9 protein-coding genes and 3 pseudogenes are annotated in these 13,999 nt (G+C 72.8%); 5 read left to right on the forward strand and 7 right to left on the reverse strand.

The genetic code is table 11. The features are described 5' to 3' along the window. Nucleotides 1-101: 101 nt before the first annotated feature. Together ACZ4K2_RS11140 and ACZ4K2_RS11145 are read left to right on the forward strand one after the other, a co-directional pair. The gene (locus ACZ4K2_RS11140; protein WP_467471917.1) at nt 102-578 is read left to right on the forward strand and encodes a single-stranded DNA-binding protein; all 477 of its coding nucleotides are present in this window, start codon (nt 102-104) and stop codon (nt 576-578) included. A gap of 282 nt (nt 579-860) precedes the next feature. Next, nucleotides 861-2,273, forward strand: a complete 1,413-nt coding sequence (locus ACZ4K2_RS11145; protein ID WP_467471919.1) for an LAETG motif-containing sortase-dependent surface protein — start codon at nt 861-863, stop codon at nt 2,271-2,273. Between the two features lie 33 nt (nt 2,274-2,306). Here the strand turns inward: ACZ4K2_RS11145 and ACZ4K2_RS11150 are convergent. From ACZ4K2_RS11150 to ACZ4K2_RS11170, 5 genes and pseudogenes are all read right to left on the reverse strand, one after another. Next, nucleotides 2,307-2,468, reverse strand: a pseudogene (locus ACZ4K2_RS11150) (replication initiator); the annotation flags it as partial. A gap of 21 nt (nt 2,469-2,489) precedes the next feature. Next, nucleotides 2,490-3,662, reverse strand: a complete 1,173-nt coding sequence (locus ACZ4K2_RS11155; protein WP_467471921.1) for a zinc-dependent alcohol dehydrogenase — start codon at nt 3,660-3,662, stop codon at nt 2,490-2,492. Next, on the reverse strand, nt 3,659-4,600 hold the full coding sequence (locus ACZ4K2_RS11160; RefSeq protein WP_467471923.1) for an SRPBCC family protein: 942 nt from the start codon (nt 4,598-4,600) through the stop codon (nt 3,659-3,661). The genes ACZ4K2_RS11155 and ACZ4K2_RS11160 overlap by 4 nt, the downstream gene beginning before the upstream one ends. A 291-nt stretch (nt 4,601-4,891) precedes the next feature. Continuing rightward, complete coding sequence (locus ACZ4K2_RS11165) at nt 4,892-6,067, reverse strand: glutathione-independent formaldehyde dehydrogenase (RefSeq protein WP_467471925.1); 1,176 nt, start codon at nt 6,065-6,067, stop codon at nt 4,892-4,894. 290 nt (nt 6,068-6,357) lie between these two features. Further along, entirely contained in the window at nt 6,358-7,473 is a 1,116-nt protein-coding gene (locus ACZ4K2_RS11170; protein ID WP_467471926.1) for a hypothetical protein, read from the reverse strand. 432 nt (nt 7,474-7,905) lie between these two features. On the opposite strand from ACZ4K2_RS11170, the gene ettA reads away from it, so the two are divergent. From ettA to ACZ4K2_RS11185, 3 genes are read left to right on the forward strand one after another with little or no spacing between them, the layout of a single operon-like run. After that, the gene (gene ettA / locus ACZ4K2_RS11175; RefSeq protein WP_467471927.1) at nt 7,906-9,570 is read left to right on the forward strand and encodes an energy-dependent translational throttle protein EttA; all 1,665 of its coding nucleotides are present in this window, start codon (nt 7,906-7,908) and stop codon (nt 9,568-9,570) included. Between the two features lie 6 nt (nt 9,571-9,576). After that, the gene (locus ACZ4K2_RS11180; RefSeq protein WP_467471929.1) at nt 9,577-9,990 is read left to right on the forward strand and encodes an acyl-CoA thioesterase; all 414 of its coding nucleotides are present in this window, start codon (nt 9,577-9,579) and stop codon (nt 9,988-9,990) included. Further along, complete coding sequence (locus ACZ4K2_RS11185) at nt 9,987-10,664, forward strand: DUF8010 domain-containing protein (RefSeq protein WP_467471931.1); 678 nt, start codon at nt 9,987-9,989, stop codon at nt 10,662-10,664. The genes ACZ4K2_RS11180 and ACZ4K2_RS11185 overlap by 4 nt, the downstream gene beginning before the upstream one ends. A 25-nt stretch (nt 10,665-10,689) precedes the next feature. Here the strand turns inward: ACZ4K2_RS11185 and ACZ4K2_RS11190 are convergent. Together ACZ4K2_RS11190 and ACZ4K2_RS11195 are read right to left on the reverse strand one after the other, a co-directional pair. Continuing rightward, nucleotides 10,690-11,403 (reverse strand): annotated as a pseudogene (locus ACZ4K2_RS11190) (ABC transporter ATP-binding protein); the annotation flags it as partial. Then, a pseudogene (locus tag ACZ4K2_RS11195) lies at nt 11,402-13,979 on the reverse strand (FtsX-like permease family protein); the annotation flags it as partial. The pseudogenes ACZ4K2_RS11195 and ACZ4K2_RS11190, both read right to left, overlap by 2 nt. Nucleotides 13,980-13,999: the final 20 nt, after the last annotated feature.

The raw sequence follows: 13,999 nt of genomic DNA on the forward strand, positions 1-13,999 counted from the left end.
GCAGTCGTACGTCCCCGCACGGCAGACGCAGTCGTACGGGACGGGCCCGTACGCGTGTCCGCCCGGCCGGACAGGGGACGGGCGGGGAGGGGATCGACGCCGTGAACGAGACGATCGTCTGTGTGGTGGGGAACGTGGCGACCCAGCCGGTGTACCGCGAACTGGCGGCGGGGCCGTCGGTCCGGTTCCGGCTCGCGGTGACCGCGCGCTACTGGGACCGCGAGAAGAGCGCCTGGACGGACGGGCACACCAACTTCTTCACGGTGTGGGCCAACCGCCAGCTCGCGGTGAACGTGGCCGCGTGCGTGGAGGTGGGCCAGCCGCTCGTGGTCCAGGGGCGGTTGAAGGTGCGGTCGGAGCTGCGGGAGGGGCAGCAGCAGTGGTCCTCGGCGGACGTCGACGCCGTGGCGATCGGCCACGACCTGGCGCGCGGGACGGCGCTCTTCCAGCGCGCGGCCAAACCGGAGAACAGCCCGGCGGCGGCCCGGCCGGAACCGGACTGGGAGACACCACGCCCGGCGGAACCGGGTGGCGGAGGCGACGCGCAACAGCCGTTCGCCGCAAAGACGGTGACGTGACGTCAGTTCGACGGCGGCTGATCGATTCGGCCGCCGGGCGGCGCGGCCGGATCGGTGCGTGGCCGGTGAACTCACCCTGCGCACCAGTGGATTTGTCGATATCGCCGGCTTGTGAACACTCCCGGCGATAACGATTGCGGATCGGATCGGCCATCGGATCATCCGACCGGCGGGTCGGGCTCCGGGTGATCCATAGGATGCCGGGCGTGCCCCTTGGGGCTGCCGATTCTGCTGGTGGGACCGCCCCCACGTCCAACGGGTCCTGCTCTGAAGGGGAATTCCGTGCTTGCTGCGCTCTCTGCATTTCGCCGGTCCACCGGAACGGCCCGCCTGGCCGCCGTCGCCACGGTGTCCGGCCTGGTGACGGCCGGCGTGCTGTCCGGTGCCGGTACGGCGGTGGCCGACGGGACGCCACAGGACCAGGGCGGGGCGACGGCCACGATCAACGGCCTGAAGACCTACGGCGAGGCCGTGGTCCACGGGGATGGCGGCGACCAGCGGGTGTCGGCGGGCCTGTCCGACATGTCCGTGGACGGCGGCGGCGCGCTCCAGACGTACAGCGTCGACCTGCACAGCCCCACCCAGCGGGACGCCAGGTACGAGGAGACGCCCTGGAGCGGCAGCTCGCTGGGCACCAACAGGGACGCGGGCCGGATCGGCTGGATCGTCCAGCACTCCTACCCCCAGGTCAACGACCTCGCCGCGCTCGCCCGGCGGGCGGGCACGAGCGCCCTGACCGAGCAGGACGCGGCGGTCGGCACCCAGGTGGCCATCTGGCGGTACTCCGACGGCGCCGACGTCGACGCGGTCGGCCCGCGGGCGCAGAAGCTCGCCGACTACCTGGAGAAGAGCGCCCGGAGCGTCGCCGAGCCGCGGGCGTCGCTCAGCCTGGACCCGCCCGCCGTCTCCGGCCGGCCCGGCGACCTGCTCGGGCCGCTCACGGTGCACACCGGTGCGGACGCGGTCACCGTGAGTCCGCCGGTGGACGCGGTCGCCGACGGGGTGCGGATCATCGACAGGACCGGCAAGGTGATCACCTCGGCGCGCGACGGCGGCCGGCTGTACTTCGACATCCCCGAGGACGCCGCGGACGGCACGGCCCAGCTGACCGTGCAGGCGTCGACCACCGTGCCGGTGGGCCGGGCCTTCACCTCCGGGAGCCGCAGCCAGACGCAGATCCTGGCCGGCTCCAGCGAGTCCACCGTCTCCGCGACCGTGACGGCCGGCTGGGCGGCCGAGGGCGCCGTCCCGGCGGTCTCGGCCCGCAAGAACTGCGCCGAGGGGGGTGTGGACGTGACCGCCGTGAACAAGGGCGACAGACCGTTCACCTTCCGGCTGACGGACGCCGACCACACCGTCCCCGCGGGCGCGTCCCGCACGGTGACCGTGCCGCTCCAGGAGGACCAGGCGTACGACTTCACGATCACCGGCCCGCACGGCTTCGGCCACCGCTTCACCGGCCTCCTGGACTGCGAGACCCAGGGTGTGATCACCACGAAGACCGCCCGGCTCCACAACGAGCCCGGCCCGGCCACGGTGGGTGGCGCCCCCGTCACCGCCGGCACCACCGACCTGGCCGCGACCGGCGGCTCCTCGATCACCCCCATGATCGCCGGGGTGGCCATCGGCCTGGTCGTGATCGGCGGCGCGGTCCTGGTCGTCATACGCAGGAAGGAGATCCAGGCCGGCGAGTGACGAGCGGGGCCTCGTGGAGCCGTCGACGCGGACCTCGACGGCGGCCTCGGCGGCGGCCGTGAGCAGTTGGGCGGTCGCGCAGGCCGGGGGCCGAGTGTCGCCCCCGCCGGGGCCGTCCGGGCGGATCACGGCGCGGAAGTGGACGGCTCCGCGCTTCTGGTACTCGGCGATCTCGGCGAACGAGACGCGGGCGTGCCGGCGGAAGGGGCGCGTCCCTCACGGTTTGAGGACGACCTTCTCGCAGTGGTCCTTCTTGTTCTTGAAGAGGTCGTAGCCGGCCGGTGCCTCGGTCAGGGGCAGCCGGTGGGTGATGACCCGGGTGGGGTCGATCCTGCCCTGCTCGATCAGGCTCAGCAGCGGCTTCATGTACCTGTGCACGTGGCACTGTCCGGTGCGCAGGGTCAGGGACCTGTTCATCCAGGCGCCCGCCGGGAACTTGTCGATCAGTCCGCCGTAGACGCCGATGACCGACACCACGCCTCCGCTGCGGCAGGACATGATGGCCTGGCGCAGGGCGTGGGGCCGGTCGGTCTCGGAGCGGACGGCCTGCTTGGCGCGGTCGTAGAGGTGGACGTGGGAGGCACCGTGTGTGGCCTCCAGGCCGACCGCGTCGATGCACTTGTCGGGGCCCCGGCCGCCGGTCAGTTCGAGCAGTGCCGACCGTACGTCGGTGTCCTCGAAGTTGATGGTGGCGTAGCCCTGGGCGGCGGCCATGTCGAGCCGGTAGGTCTCCTTGTCGATCGCGATGACCTTCTCCGCGCCCAGGACCCGGGCGCTGTCCATGGCGAACTGGCCGACCGGACCGGCGCCCCAGACGGCGACGACGTCGCCTTTCTGGATGTCGCACATCTCGGCACCCATGTACCCGGTCGGCAGGATGTCGGACAGGAACAGCACCTGCTCGTCGGTGAGCTCCGGCCCGATCTTCAGGACGTTGGCGTCGGCGAGCACCACGCGGGCGTACTCGGCCTGGCCGCCGGCGAAGCCGCCGGTGAGGTGGGAGTAGCCGTAGATGCCGGCGGTGGGGTGGCCGAAGAACTTCTCCGAGATGCCGGCGTTGGGGTTGGTGTTCTCGCAGCACGAGTACAGCTTCGCGCGACAGGCCGCGCACGCGCCGCACGCGATGGGGAAGGGGACGACGACCCGGTCGCCGACGCGGAGTTTCTCGTTGACGCCGGGGCCGACCTCGACGATCTCTCCCATGAACTCGTGGCCCATGATGTCGCCCTTTTCCATGGTGGGGACGTAGCCGTCGAGCAGATGGAGATCGGAGCCGCAGATCGCCGTCGAGGTGACCTTCACGATGGCGTCGCGGCTGTTCAGGATCGACGGTTCGGGGACGTCCCGCACCTCGACCGAGTTGCGTCCCGTCCAGCAGTTCGCCTTCATGCCAGGGCCTCCTTCAGTTCGTCCTCGGTCAGCGGCCGGGCCGGATGCTGCGGGAACTCGCCGCGGGCCCGCTTGCCGCGGGGCGCGCCCTCGGAGCGGACGACCTCGCCGATCTCCACGATCTGCTTGAAGCGGCGCAGGTCGTCGTCCAGCTGCTGGTGCGGTTCCTCGCCGAAGTAGCGCGCCGCGGCCTTGCCCACCGTCCCGCCGGGCAGGTCGTAGCGCAGGGTCACCCGGATCTCCGTGCCCCGGTCGCCGGGGGCGGGCTCGAAGCGGACCTCACCGGAGTTGTCGATGTCGGCGCCCTCCACCGACCGCCAGGCGATCAGCCGGCCGGGGACGTCCTGGGTGGTCTCGGCGTCCCATTCGACCGTCTTGCCGAACGGCGCGCCGGCCCGCCAGTGGCTGGTGCGCGGGCCGGTGACGCGCACCTCGTCCAGGTGCGCCATGAAGTCCGGCAGTCGCTCCAGGTCCTTCCAGAGGGCGTAGACCTCGTCCGGGGACGGGGCGACGGTGGTGGTCGCGGTCAGTTCCACGGGGGTGCTCCTACGGGTGCGGGTCACGGCCGCGTAGACGTCCGTGGCCGTGAGGGCGGTGACCGCGGCGGTCGCGGCGACAGTGCGGCCCAGGCCGCGGCCGTCGTGGTTCCTCAGGGCCCGGGTCAGCATCGTCAGGTCCATGAGGTCGCCGCCGACGCGGCCCCACAGCCAGGCGGGATGCGGCCGCCCCAGCAGCCCGGTCGCCGCCGCCAGCTCACGCACGCCCACGGCGGTCGTGGCCGAGCGGTGCCGGAAGGCGTCGCCCACGCCCAGGGCCCGGGCGAAACCCGCAGGGGCGACGACCTGCGGCACGCCCAGCAGCGCACTGGCCCAGCCGAGGCCCTGGACGAGCGGATCGTGCCGTAGGTGGCGGGAGGTGAAACGGGTGTCTGTCTTCATGAGTGCTCCCCACTGCGGTGAGGTGAACGGAAGGCGGGCCACTTGAGCGAGAAGGTGGAAGACGCACGGACAACGCCGGAGTTTCCCCGTGGCCCGCGTCCAACCCTCGACCGGCGTTCTCGGGATCCGTCGTCCGGCGTGCCGAGCCGGGCACGTTCGATCGCCGCTGTTCAGCCCTGTCAGGGGCGCACGATCGCCCGTCCGGCCCCGGCCGGAGCCGGGGCCGGACGCCGCCCGTCGGTCGGCCCCGTCCTGTGGGGGGGGGCAGGCGGGCGGCGGCCCTGTGCTCCTTTACCGCTTGTGGCCGTTGCCGTGTCCGTCGGGATGCAGGACCACCTTGGTCCAGCCCTCGTCACGGGCGTCGAAGTGCTCGTAGGCGGTGGGGGCTTCGTCCAGGCCGAGTTCGTGGGAGACGACGAAGCTCGGCTTCGCCTTCCCGCCGGCGATCAGGTCCCGCAGCGCCCGGTTGTACTTCTTCACCGGTGCCTGCCCGGTTCCCATGCGCTGGCCCTTGAACCACATCAGGCCGAAGTCGATCGGCACCTTGCCCTGGGCTTCCAGCTCCCCCTGGGCCTCCGTGCCGCCGGGGTCCTGGGGCAGGAACACGCCCACCACGCCGATGTCGCCCGTGAACCTGACCGAGTCGATCAGGCCGTTGAGCGTGAGGCTGGCGTCCTCGTGGCCCTGGGGGTCGTGTGCCTGGTAGCCGACGCATTCGCAGCCGTTGTCGGCGCCCAGACCGAGGGTGGCCTCCTTGACGACCTCCGCCGGGTTCTGCTCGGCGGTGTTGATCGGGATGGCCCCGATCTCCTCCGCCTTGCGCAGCCGGTCGGGCTGGTGGTCGGCCGTCCAGACCCGGCCGGCGCCCTTGAGGAGGGCGGAGTAGGTCGCCATCAGCCCGACGGGACCGGCACCGAAGACGATGGTCTGGTCGCCCGGCTTGACGTGGGCCATCTCGGTGGCGTGATAGCCGGTGGGGAAGATGTCGGCGAGCATCACGTAGTCGGTCTGCCGTTCGGCGGCGTCCTCGCCCAGGCGCAGGGCGTTGAAGTCGCCGTAGGGCACGCGCAGCAGCTCCGCCTGGCCGCCCTGGTAGGGGCCCATGTCGGCGAATCCGTAGGCGGCTCCCGCGAGAGCCGGTTCCGGCTGCATGGTCAGACAGTAGTTGGTCAGACCCTGCTCGCACTGCTTGCAGAAGCCGCAGGCGATGTTGAAGGGCAGGACCACGTACTCACCGACCCGCACCTTGCGGACGGCCGGACCGACCTCCACCACCTGGCCCATGTTCTCGTGTCCCAGGGAGCGGCCGGTCTCGAACGAGGTGCGGCCCTCGTACATGTGCAGGTCCGAACCGCAGATGTTGGTGGTGGTGATCTTGACGATGATGTCGCAGGGGTGTTCGATCTTCGCGTCCGGTACGTCCTTCACTGTGACCGTTCGCGGTCCTTCATATACCGCTGCCTTCATGGTGACTTCCCTTGACGTCGCGGCATGGCGGTGATGGGGAGGGCGCGGGGAGCCCGACTCCCGGAAGTGCTGCGGCGCGGTCGCGGCCCCGGCACGCCTCTGCGGGCCGTTCACCTGGATCAGGTGGAACGGGGATACCGCCGTCGGCCGACAACGAGCGGAGTTCCGGCGGCGTGTGGTGCGGGTCCCCTCGGCATTCGACGCGAAACGGCTCATCACCGATCGATCAGCGACTTCTCCCACCCTGGACGGCCACCGACCGAAGGGGCGTCTCCGACTCGGGCCACCGGCTAGTCACCGTCGTCCTCGAGCATGCGGCGGCGTTCCTGTTCCCGCTTGGAGTAGGCGGCCGCCCGGATCGCCTGGTCGCTCTCCAAGCCGGATCCCAGCGCGCCGCCCACCGTGGCGATCGAGGCGACGAACCAGGACAGCGTCCAGTACTCCCCGGCACGCAGCGGGGTGCGTGTCATGGAGGCGAAGACTTCGGCGTTGAGGATGAAGAGTGCCCACACCAGGTTGATGACCAGCAGCCCCGCGTAGCAGACGACCACCCCGATGCCCAGGGTCACGACCGTGGACGCGTTGTAGAGAGCGGTCCTCTTCCGCTCCTCCGGCGAGTCGTCCGCCGATCGGTCCCAGAGGTGCGCGTCCACGATCAGCCAGCCGATCATGAGCACGACCGACCCGACCATGGCGATCACAAGGCGCGGCGTGCTCAGAGCCTCGGACAGACTCCAGAGGGTGGAGTTCACGGTGGCGACGGCGCCCGTGGCGAGCGCGGCCGCCAGGGCCTTCGACAGACCCGGCACCAACCGCCACGGCTCATTGGCGCGGACCATGCCGCCGAGCACCCTCAGGTAACCGCCCGGCCCACTGACGACGTACCGCAGATCGGCGGTCTCCTCCTCGCCGATCGGGCCCGGACGAATCGGCGCGAGACGACTGACGAAGCGTCCCAGCGACTGACGCCGGCCGGGTTCCCCGGACCCGGTGGCCGGCTGACTCGCCAGGCTGAGCACGGCCTCCTCCACCGCCCGCAGGGCCCTTCTGCGAAACCGGAGACCCCCCAGCGACGGAAGGGACAGCAGTGCCGAGCCGTGTTCGTGACTCAGGTCCACCACGAGCTTGCGCCCGTGCGAGTGCAGCGGAAGATCGGTGAGGGCGACGACGATGTCCCAGTGCTCCGCACGCTTGCGGTCCATGATCCGGCGCGTCAGTGTCGACAGGTCCTCGGTCCCGGCGGTGAAGGGTTCACTGACCACCTCGACGTCGAACCGTCGCCCCTCGCCCGCCTTCTCGGCGAGACGAGCGGGAAGCACCCGTGCCATGTGGCGCGCGATCTGCGTGGGCGCGTCCGGATCCGCCAGGAGGGCCACGACCGTGACGCCCTGCGACGACTCCCGCATGACCGGACCCTCCTCGTCGGCTGTCCCGGCGATCACCAGTGCCCCCAGGATGCCTCCGGGCCGACGACGGCGCCCCCTGACACGCTGCCCCGTCGGCGGGCGGCCCGGGAGGACCGGGACCGGATTCGGCTCCGGCTCCGGCACGGTGGATGATCGCCGAACGACGGAAGGGCCGACCGAGGGGCCGGCTCGATGAGGGGCAGGCGGAGGGCGAGTGACCGTCTCCGGGCCGTCTCCGGGCCGTCTCCGGGCCGTGTGAGGGTGCCCGAGGCCGGTCGACGGCGACCGGCAGCGACGGACGGCCCTCGCTGCCACCGGAGAAACCCCAGCTCGGAGGCGTCCGGCCCGACGCGTTTCCGCACAGGGGTGGCGGTACGGCAAGATGGGGTGTATCTGCCCACTGCCAGATTTCAAGCTGCCGGACGGTTTCTCTTGGCTGAGTTCATTTACACCATGCGCAAGGCGCGCAAAGCGCACGGCGACAAGGTGATCCTCGACGACGTCACCCTGAACTTCCTGCCGGGTGCCAAGATCGGCGTCGTCGGCCCGAACGGTGCCGGTAAGTCGACCGTGCTGAAGATCATGGCGGGGCTGGAGCAGCCGTCCAACGGCGACGCGTTCCTGTCTCCCGGCTACAGCGTCGGCATCCTGCTCCAGGAGCCCCCGCTCAACGAGGAGAAGACCGTCCTGGAGAACGTCCAGGAGGGTGTCGCCGAGATCAAGGGCAAGCTCGACCGGTTCAACGAGATCGCCGAGCTGATGGCGACCGACTACTCCGACGCGCTGCTCGACGAGATGGGCAAGCTCCAGGAGGAGCTGGACCACGCCAACGCCTGGGACCTCGACGCCCAGCTGGAGCAGGCGATGGACGCCCTCGGGTGCCCCCCCGGCGACTGGCCCGTCACCAACCTCTCCGGTGGTGAGAAGCGCCGCGTCGCGCTCTGCAAGCTGCTGCTGGAGCAGCCCGACCTGCTGCTCCTCGACGAGCCCACCAACCACCTCGACGCCGAGTCCGTGAACTGGCTGGAGCAGCACCTGGCCAAGTACCCGGGCACCGTCGTGGCCGTCACCCACGACCGGTACTTCCTGGACAACGTCGCCGGCTGGATCTGCGAGGTGGACCGCGGCCGCCTGCACGGCTACGAGGGCAACTACTCCAAGTACCTGGAGACCAAGGCCGCCCGCCTCAAGGTCGAGGGCCAGAAGGACGCCAAGCGGCAGAAGCGGCTCAAGGAAGAGCTGGAGTGGGTCCGCTCCAACGCCAAGGGGCGCCAGGCCAAGTCCAAGGCCCGCCTCGCGCGGTACGAGGAGATGGCCGCCGAGGCCGACAAGATGCGGAAGCTGGACTTCGAGGAGATCCAGATCCCGCCGGGCCCGCGCCTGGGCAACGTCGTCGTCGAGGTCGACAAGCTCAGCAAGGCCTTCGGCGAGAAGGTCCTCGTGGACGGCCTCAGCTTCACGCTGCCGCGCAACGGCATCGTGGGCGTCATCGGCCCGAACGGCGCCGGCAAGACCACGCTGTTCAAGATGATCCAGGGCCTGGAGACCCCGGACTCCGGCGACATCAAGGTCGGCGAGACCGTCAAGATCTCCTACGTCGACCAGAGCCGCGAGAACCTCGACCCGAAGAAGACGCTGTGGGAGGTCGTGTCCGACGGGCTCGACTACATCAACGTCGGCCAGGTCGAGATGCCGAGCCGGGCGTACGTGTCCGCGTTCGGCTTCAAGGGCCCGGACCAGCAGAAGCCGACCGGCGTCCTGTCCGGTGGTGAGCGCAACCGCCTCAACCTGGCGCTGACCCTGAAGCAGGGCGGCAACCTGCTGCTCCTCGACGAGCCCACCAACGACCTCGACGTCGAGACCCTCTCCAGCCTGGAGAACGCCCTGCTGGACTTCCCCGGCTGCGCCGTGGTCGTCTCCCACGACCGGTGGTTCCTCGACCGCGTCGCCACCCACATCCTCGCCTACGAGGGCGAGTCGCGGTGGTTCTGGTTCGAGGGCAACTTCGAGTCGTACGAGAAGAACAAGATCGAGCGGCTGGGCGCGGACGCCGCACGCCCGCACCGCGCCACCTACAAGAAGCTGACCCGGGGCTGATCGGTCTTGCGCCACGTCTACCGCTGTCCCCTGCGCTGGTCCGACATGGACGCGTACGGCCACGTCAACAACGTGGTCTTCATGCGCTACCTGGAGGAAGCCCGCATCAACTTCCTGTTCCGCCCGGACAAGGAGTTCAAGCAGGGGTCCGTGGTGGCGCGGCACGAGATCGACTACAAGCGGCAGCTCGTCCACCGGCACCACCCGGTGGACATCGAGCTGTGGATCACCGAGATCAGGGCCGCCTCCTTCACCATCGCCTACGAGGTGAAGGACGACGACCTGGTCTACGTGAAGGCGTCGACGGTGGTCGTGCCGTTCGACTTCGAGGGCCAGCGGCCGCGCCGGATCACCGCGGAGGAGCGCGAGTTCCTCCAGCAGTACACGGACGGCGCCGGCGAGGAGGCCGTCGCCGCATGACGGAGCTGCACCTGGCCGACGAGACGGAGGCGGCGGACCTCGCCGCCTTCCTCTCCCGGCTGCTGCACTACGACCGCGGAGCGGCGGTGCGCCTCCAGGCGGCCGGCACCGCCCTCGCCGTCTTCGGCCGGCCGCCGTCCTTCGAGGTGCTGGCGGTCCGCGCGGTGCGGCTGGCCAAGCCGTACGAGGACGGGCTCGACGTCACCCTCGACGTGACCGTGTCCGCCGGCGAGCTCCTGGAGTCCGTGGACGAGCGGGCGGGCACCGCCGCCGTCCCCGGCGCGGTCACGGGACCGCCGTGGGCCGGTGTGCTGCCGCCGCGCGCCGGCTGGCGGGCCGAGCCGGGGCTCCCGGCACCGGACGCCCTGCGCGCCACGGTCGCCGCCGCGGTGACCGAGTTCCGCACGCGCACCGGTGAACCGGGGCCCGAGGGGCGTACCCGCGCGGAGCTGGACCGGATCGGGCAGGACATCTGGTCGCGGCGGATCGAGGGCACCCGGCTGCCGGTCAGGGCCGTGCACGCGGCCCAGTCGCTGGGCTTCCTGCGACCGGGGACCCGGCCCGAGGACACCGCGCTGCTCTCCTCGGGGACGTGGCTGCGGCTGCGCACCCCGTACGGCTCGGTCGCCGTGCGCCAGGCGGGGCTCGGGGCGTTCGGGCTCAGCGTGCGCTGACCCGCTGACCCGGCCGGCGCGCCGCTCACCGCGAGTCGTCCGGCCAGACCCCTATGTGGTCGGACTCCAGTTCCAGTGCCACCCGGTCGCGCATGTCCAGGGCGCGCAGGTAGTCGGCGGGCAGTTGCAGGCGGCCGGCGCGGTCCAGCATGGCGTACTCGCGGGCGACGACCGTCTCGTGCCCGGTCACCGCGTCGATCTCGCTGCGGCGCAGCACCTCGGTGGAGGTACGGCCGTCGCGGATCGCCACGGTGCGGCGGACCTCGCTCGCCACCGCCTGGTCGTGGGTGACGACGACGATCGTGGTGCCGAGGGTCTCGTTGGCCGTGCGGAACGCCTCGAAGATCTGCGCCGCCGTCCGGGAGTCGAGTTCGCCGGTGGGTTCGTCGGCGAGCAGGACCGCGGGTCCGCCCGCGAGGGCCACGGCGATCGCCACCCGCTGCTGCTGCCCGCCGGACATCTGCCGCGGGTGGCGGTCGCGGCAGTCGGCGACCCGCAGCAGCTCCAGGAGTTCCCGCACCCGTTCCGCGCGGGCCCGGCGGCTCCTGAGGGTGCCGGAGAGCTGGAGGGGGAGCGCGACGTTCTGCGCCGCGGTGAGGTAGGGCAGGAGGTTGCGGGCGGTCTGCTGCCAGACGAAGCCGACGACCTCGCGGCGGTAGACGAGGCGGTCGGCGGCCGTCATGGTGAGCAGGTCGCGGCCGGCGACGCGGGCCGCGCCGGCGGTGGGGGTGTCCAGGCCCGGTGCCGGCGCCGGCCGAGGCCAGGTAGCGGTCGGTGGCGACGGCCGGGACCTCGGCGGGCGCGGCCCGCGCCACCTGGAGCCGGAGCGTGAGGGAGGCGACCGTCCACGCGTTCGCGTTCGGGAGGAAGCCGGTGCCGTAGGTGAAGGTCAGCGGGTGGGTGCCGGTGACCTCCGGCCGGGTGGGGCTGGTGGTGGCGCTCGGTACCGCGACGCCGCCGGTCTCGGCGGAGGTGGTCCACCGGGCGGGCGGCGTGAGCCGGTGTTCCGTGCCGTCGGCCCCGGACGCGGTCAGCCCCTCGACGCTGAACCGGTGCCGCTCGGACCGGTCGACGGGCTGGGCCAGGTCCAGGCGCAGCCCGGTGAGGGTGGCGGGGCCGGAGGCGGTGCCGAGGCCGAGGGTGAGCACGTGCGGGCGCCCGTCGGCGGCGAGCTGCCCGGCGGGCAGCTGGTAGGGCACCCCGTACCGGTCCGCGAGGGTCACCGTCACCGTGGTCGTGATGCCCGGCCCGGCGGAGCCGCGCAGGCGTGCCGTCAGCCGCAGCCGGTCGGTGCCCGCCGGTATCCGGGTCCCGGCCGGGGCGCCCTCCGGGGCGAGCCGGGCGAGCAGCGGCCGTACCGGTTCGCCGGCCAGGTCGGGGCGGATGCGGACGGTGTCCGCCGCGCGGGTGGTGTCCAGGGCGAGAACGGTCGCCGTGCGGTCGCCGGACAGCGGCTGGGAGCCGCGGACGGCCCGGACGGCCGTGCGGACGCGGCACCCCGGCGTACAGGTCGGTGCGGCCGAACGCGTCCCCGCCGGTGGCCGACACCCGGACGTCCGCCCCGGCCCGGAAGTCGGCCTGGTCGTCCTGCGAGCGGTCCCAGGAGGCGGCCTGCCCGATCGCGAACATGCCGAGCGCGACGGCGAGGACCAGCAACAGCACCGGACCGGCGGAGCGGGCGGTGCGCCGGCTGAACTACCAGCCGGCCAGCGCCAGGGGCAGTCCGCGCCCGCGGGCCGCCCACCGCTCGGCGAACCGGGCCACGGGCGGCAGCAGCCGCAGGGTCAGCACGGTCCCGGCGAGCAGGGCCAGCGCGGGCGCGGCCACCAGCAGCGGATCGATGCCGAGGGCGCCCGTCCGGTCGGCGGCCACGGCGCCGGAGCCCTGCCGGCCGAGCTGCCGGTAGGCCACCCCGGCGACGGCGAGCAGCCCCAGGTCGGCGCCAGCCCGCACCGGGGCGGGGACGCCCCGGGCACCGGCCGGCCGTGCCGCCTTCCCGCGGCGCGGCCACCCGGGCGGCGACCAGGCGCGCCGGGGGCCGGGCCGGCGCGTCCGCATCCGCACGTCGGCTCCCGTCACGGCCGGTACGGTCACCGCCAGCGCGCACCCGAGGGCCGCGGCGGCCGCCACCAGCCAGACGGCGGGCCGGCCGGCCGCCGGGAGGTCCAGGCGCAGTCCGAGCCGGGCGAGCGGCCCGTGCCCGGCCAGCAGGGAGGTGAGCGGACCGGCGAGCAGGGGCGCGCACACCGCGGCGGGCAGGGCGAGCAGCAGGGCCTCCGCCGCGGCGAGGGCGGCGATCCGGGTGCGGGCGGAGCCGCGCGCCCGGAGCAGCCGGGTCTCGTCGGCGCGTTCGGTGCTGAGCAGCCGGCCCACCAGCAGCAGCGCGTACCCGGCGAGCAGCACGAGCTGGAGCGCGACGATCAGCAGGGTGGAGCGGGCCACGAGCAGCGCGCGGTCCACCCGGTCCAGTACGTCGGGCAGTGCCGTCTGCGCCATCGTCGTACCGCTCAGCGCGGCCGGCCGGCGCAGGGCCGCGCTGCCCTCCCGGGCCGCGGCGCGCAGCTCCCCGATCCGCCGCGTCGGCACCGAGGCGAAGTCCGCCGACACCAGCCAGCCCGTCGCCCCGGCGCTGATCCGGCCTCCGGTGAGGACGGCGGGGTCGGTGAGCAGCGGGCCGTACGTGGTGAACCCGGAGGTGCGCACCCCCCGGCCGAGCAGGTCGTCCAGCCGCCAGTACGGCGCCGTGACCGAGGCGGGCCGGTAGACGCCGACGACCCGGACCGGGACCGCCGGTCCGGTCAGCCGGTCCGCCAGGGTGAGCCGGTCGCCGGGGCCGAGCCGCAGCGCGTGGGCGGCGGTCTGCGGCACGGCCACCTCGACCGCGTCGGCGGTACGGCGCGGGAGGCGGCCGGCGGACAGCCGCAGCAGGCCGCGGTCCAGTGCCGCGAAGTACGTCAGGTCGGGGTCGCCCGCCCGGTCCGCGGCCGGCCGGAGCGCGCGGGGCAGGGCGTACGGTCGCGAGCGGCGCAGGGTGCGCACGGTCACGGGCAGGCCGCCGAAGGTCTCCGCGGCGCCCGCGCGGACGGCGGTGTCGGCGGCGGCCCGCTGGTCCGGGGACACGTCCGCCTTGACGATCAGCGCGGTGTCGGCGGCATTGCGCGGGTCGGCGAGCACGTGGCGCAGCGCCGCGTCGCCGATGGCGCCCGAGTACGCGGTGAGCGTGGCGAGCACCGCCGTGGTGAGCACGACCGTCAGCAGCGCGGCGCCCAGCAGCAGGCGGTGCGCACGCGCGCGTGCCAAGACGAATCCCGTCACCCGGCCCCCCGTGTGCCGCC

Source organism: Streptomyces sp. NPDC025833 (assembly GCF_055558055.1).

Bases quoted from the DNA above. Each gene is read 5' to 3' on its own strand.
- ACZ4K2_RS11155 (WP_467471921.1), bottom strand. From the start codon at position 3,662: ATGAAGGCGAACTGCTGGACGGGACGCAACTCGGTCGAGGTGCGGGAC.
- ACZ4K2_RS11160 (WP_467471923.1), bottom strand. From the start codon at position 4,600: ATGAAGACAGACACCCGTTTCACCTCCCGCCACCTACGGCACGATCCG.
- ACZ4K2_RS11165 (WP_467471925.1), bottom strand. From the start codon at position 6,067: ATGAAGGCAGCGGTATATGAAGGACCGCGAACGGTCACAGTGAAGGAC.
- ACZ4K2_RS11170 (WP_467471926.1), bottom strand. From the start codon at position 7,473: ATGCGGGAGTCGTCGCAGGGCGTCACGGTCGTGGCCCTCCTGGCGGAT.
- ACZ4K2_RS11185 (WP_467471931.1), top strand. From the start codon at position 9,987: ATGACGGAGCTGCACCTGGCCGACGAGACGGAGGCGGCGGACCTCGCC.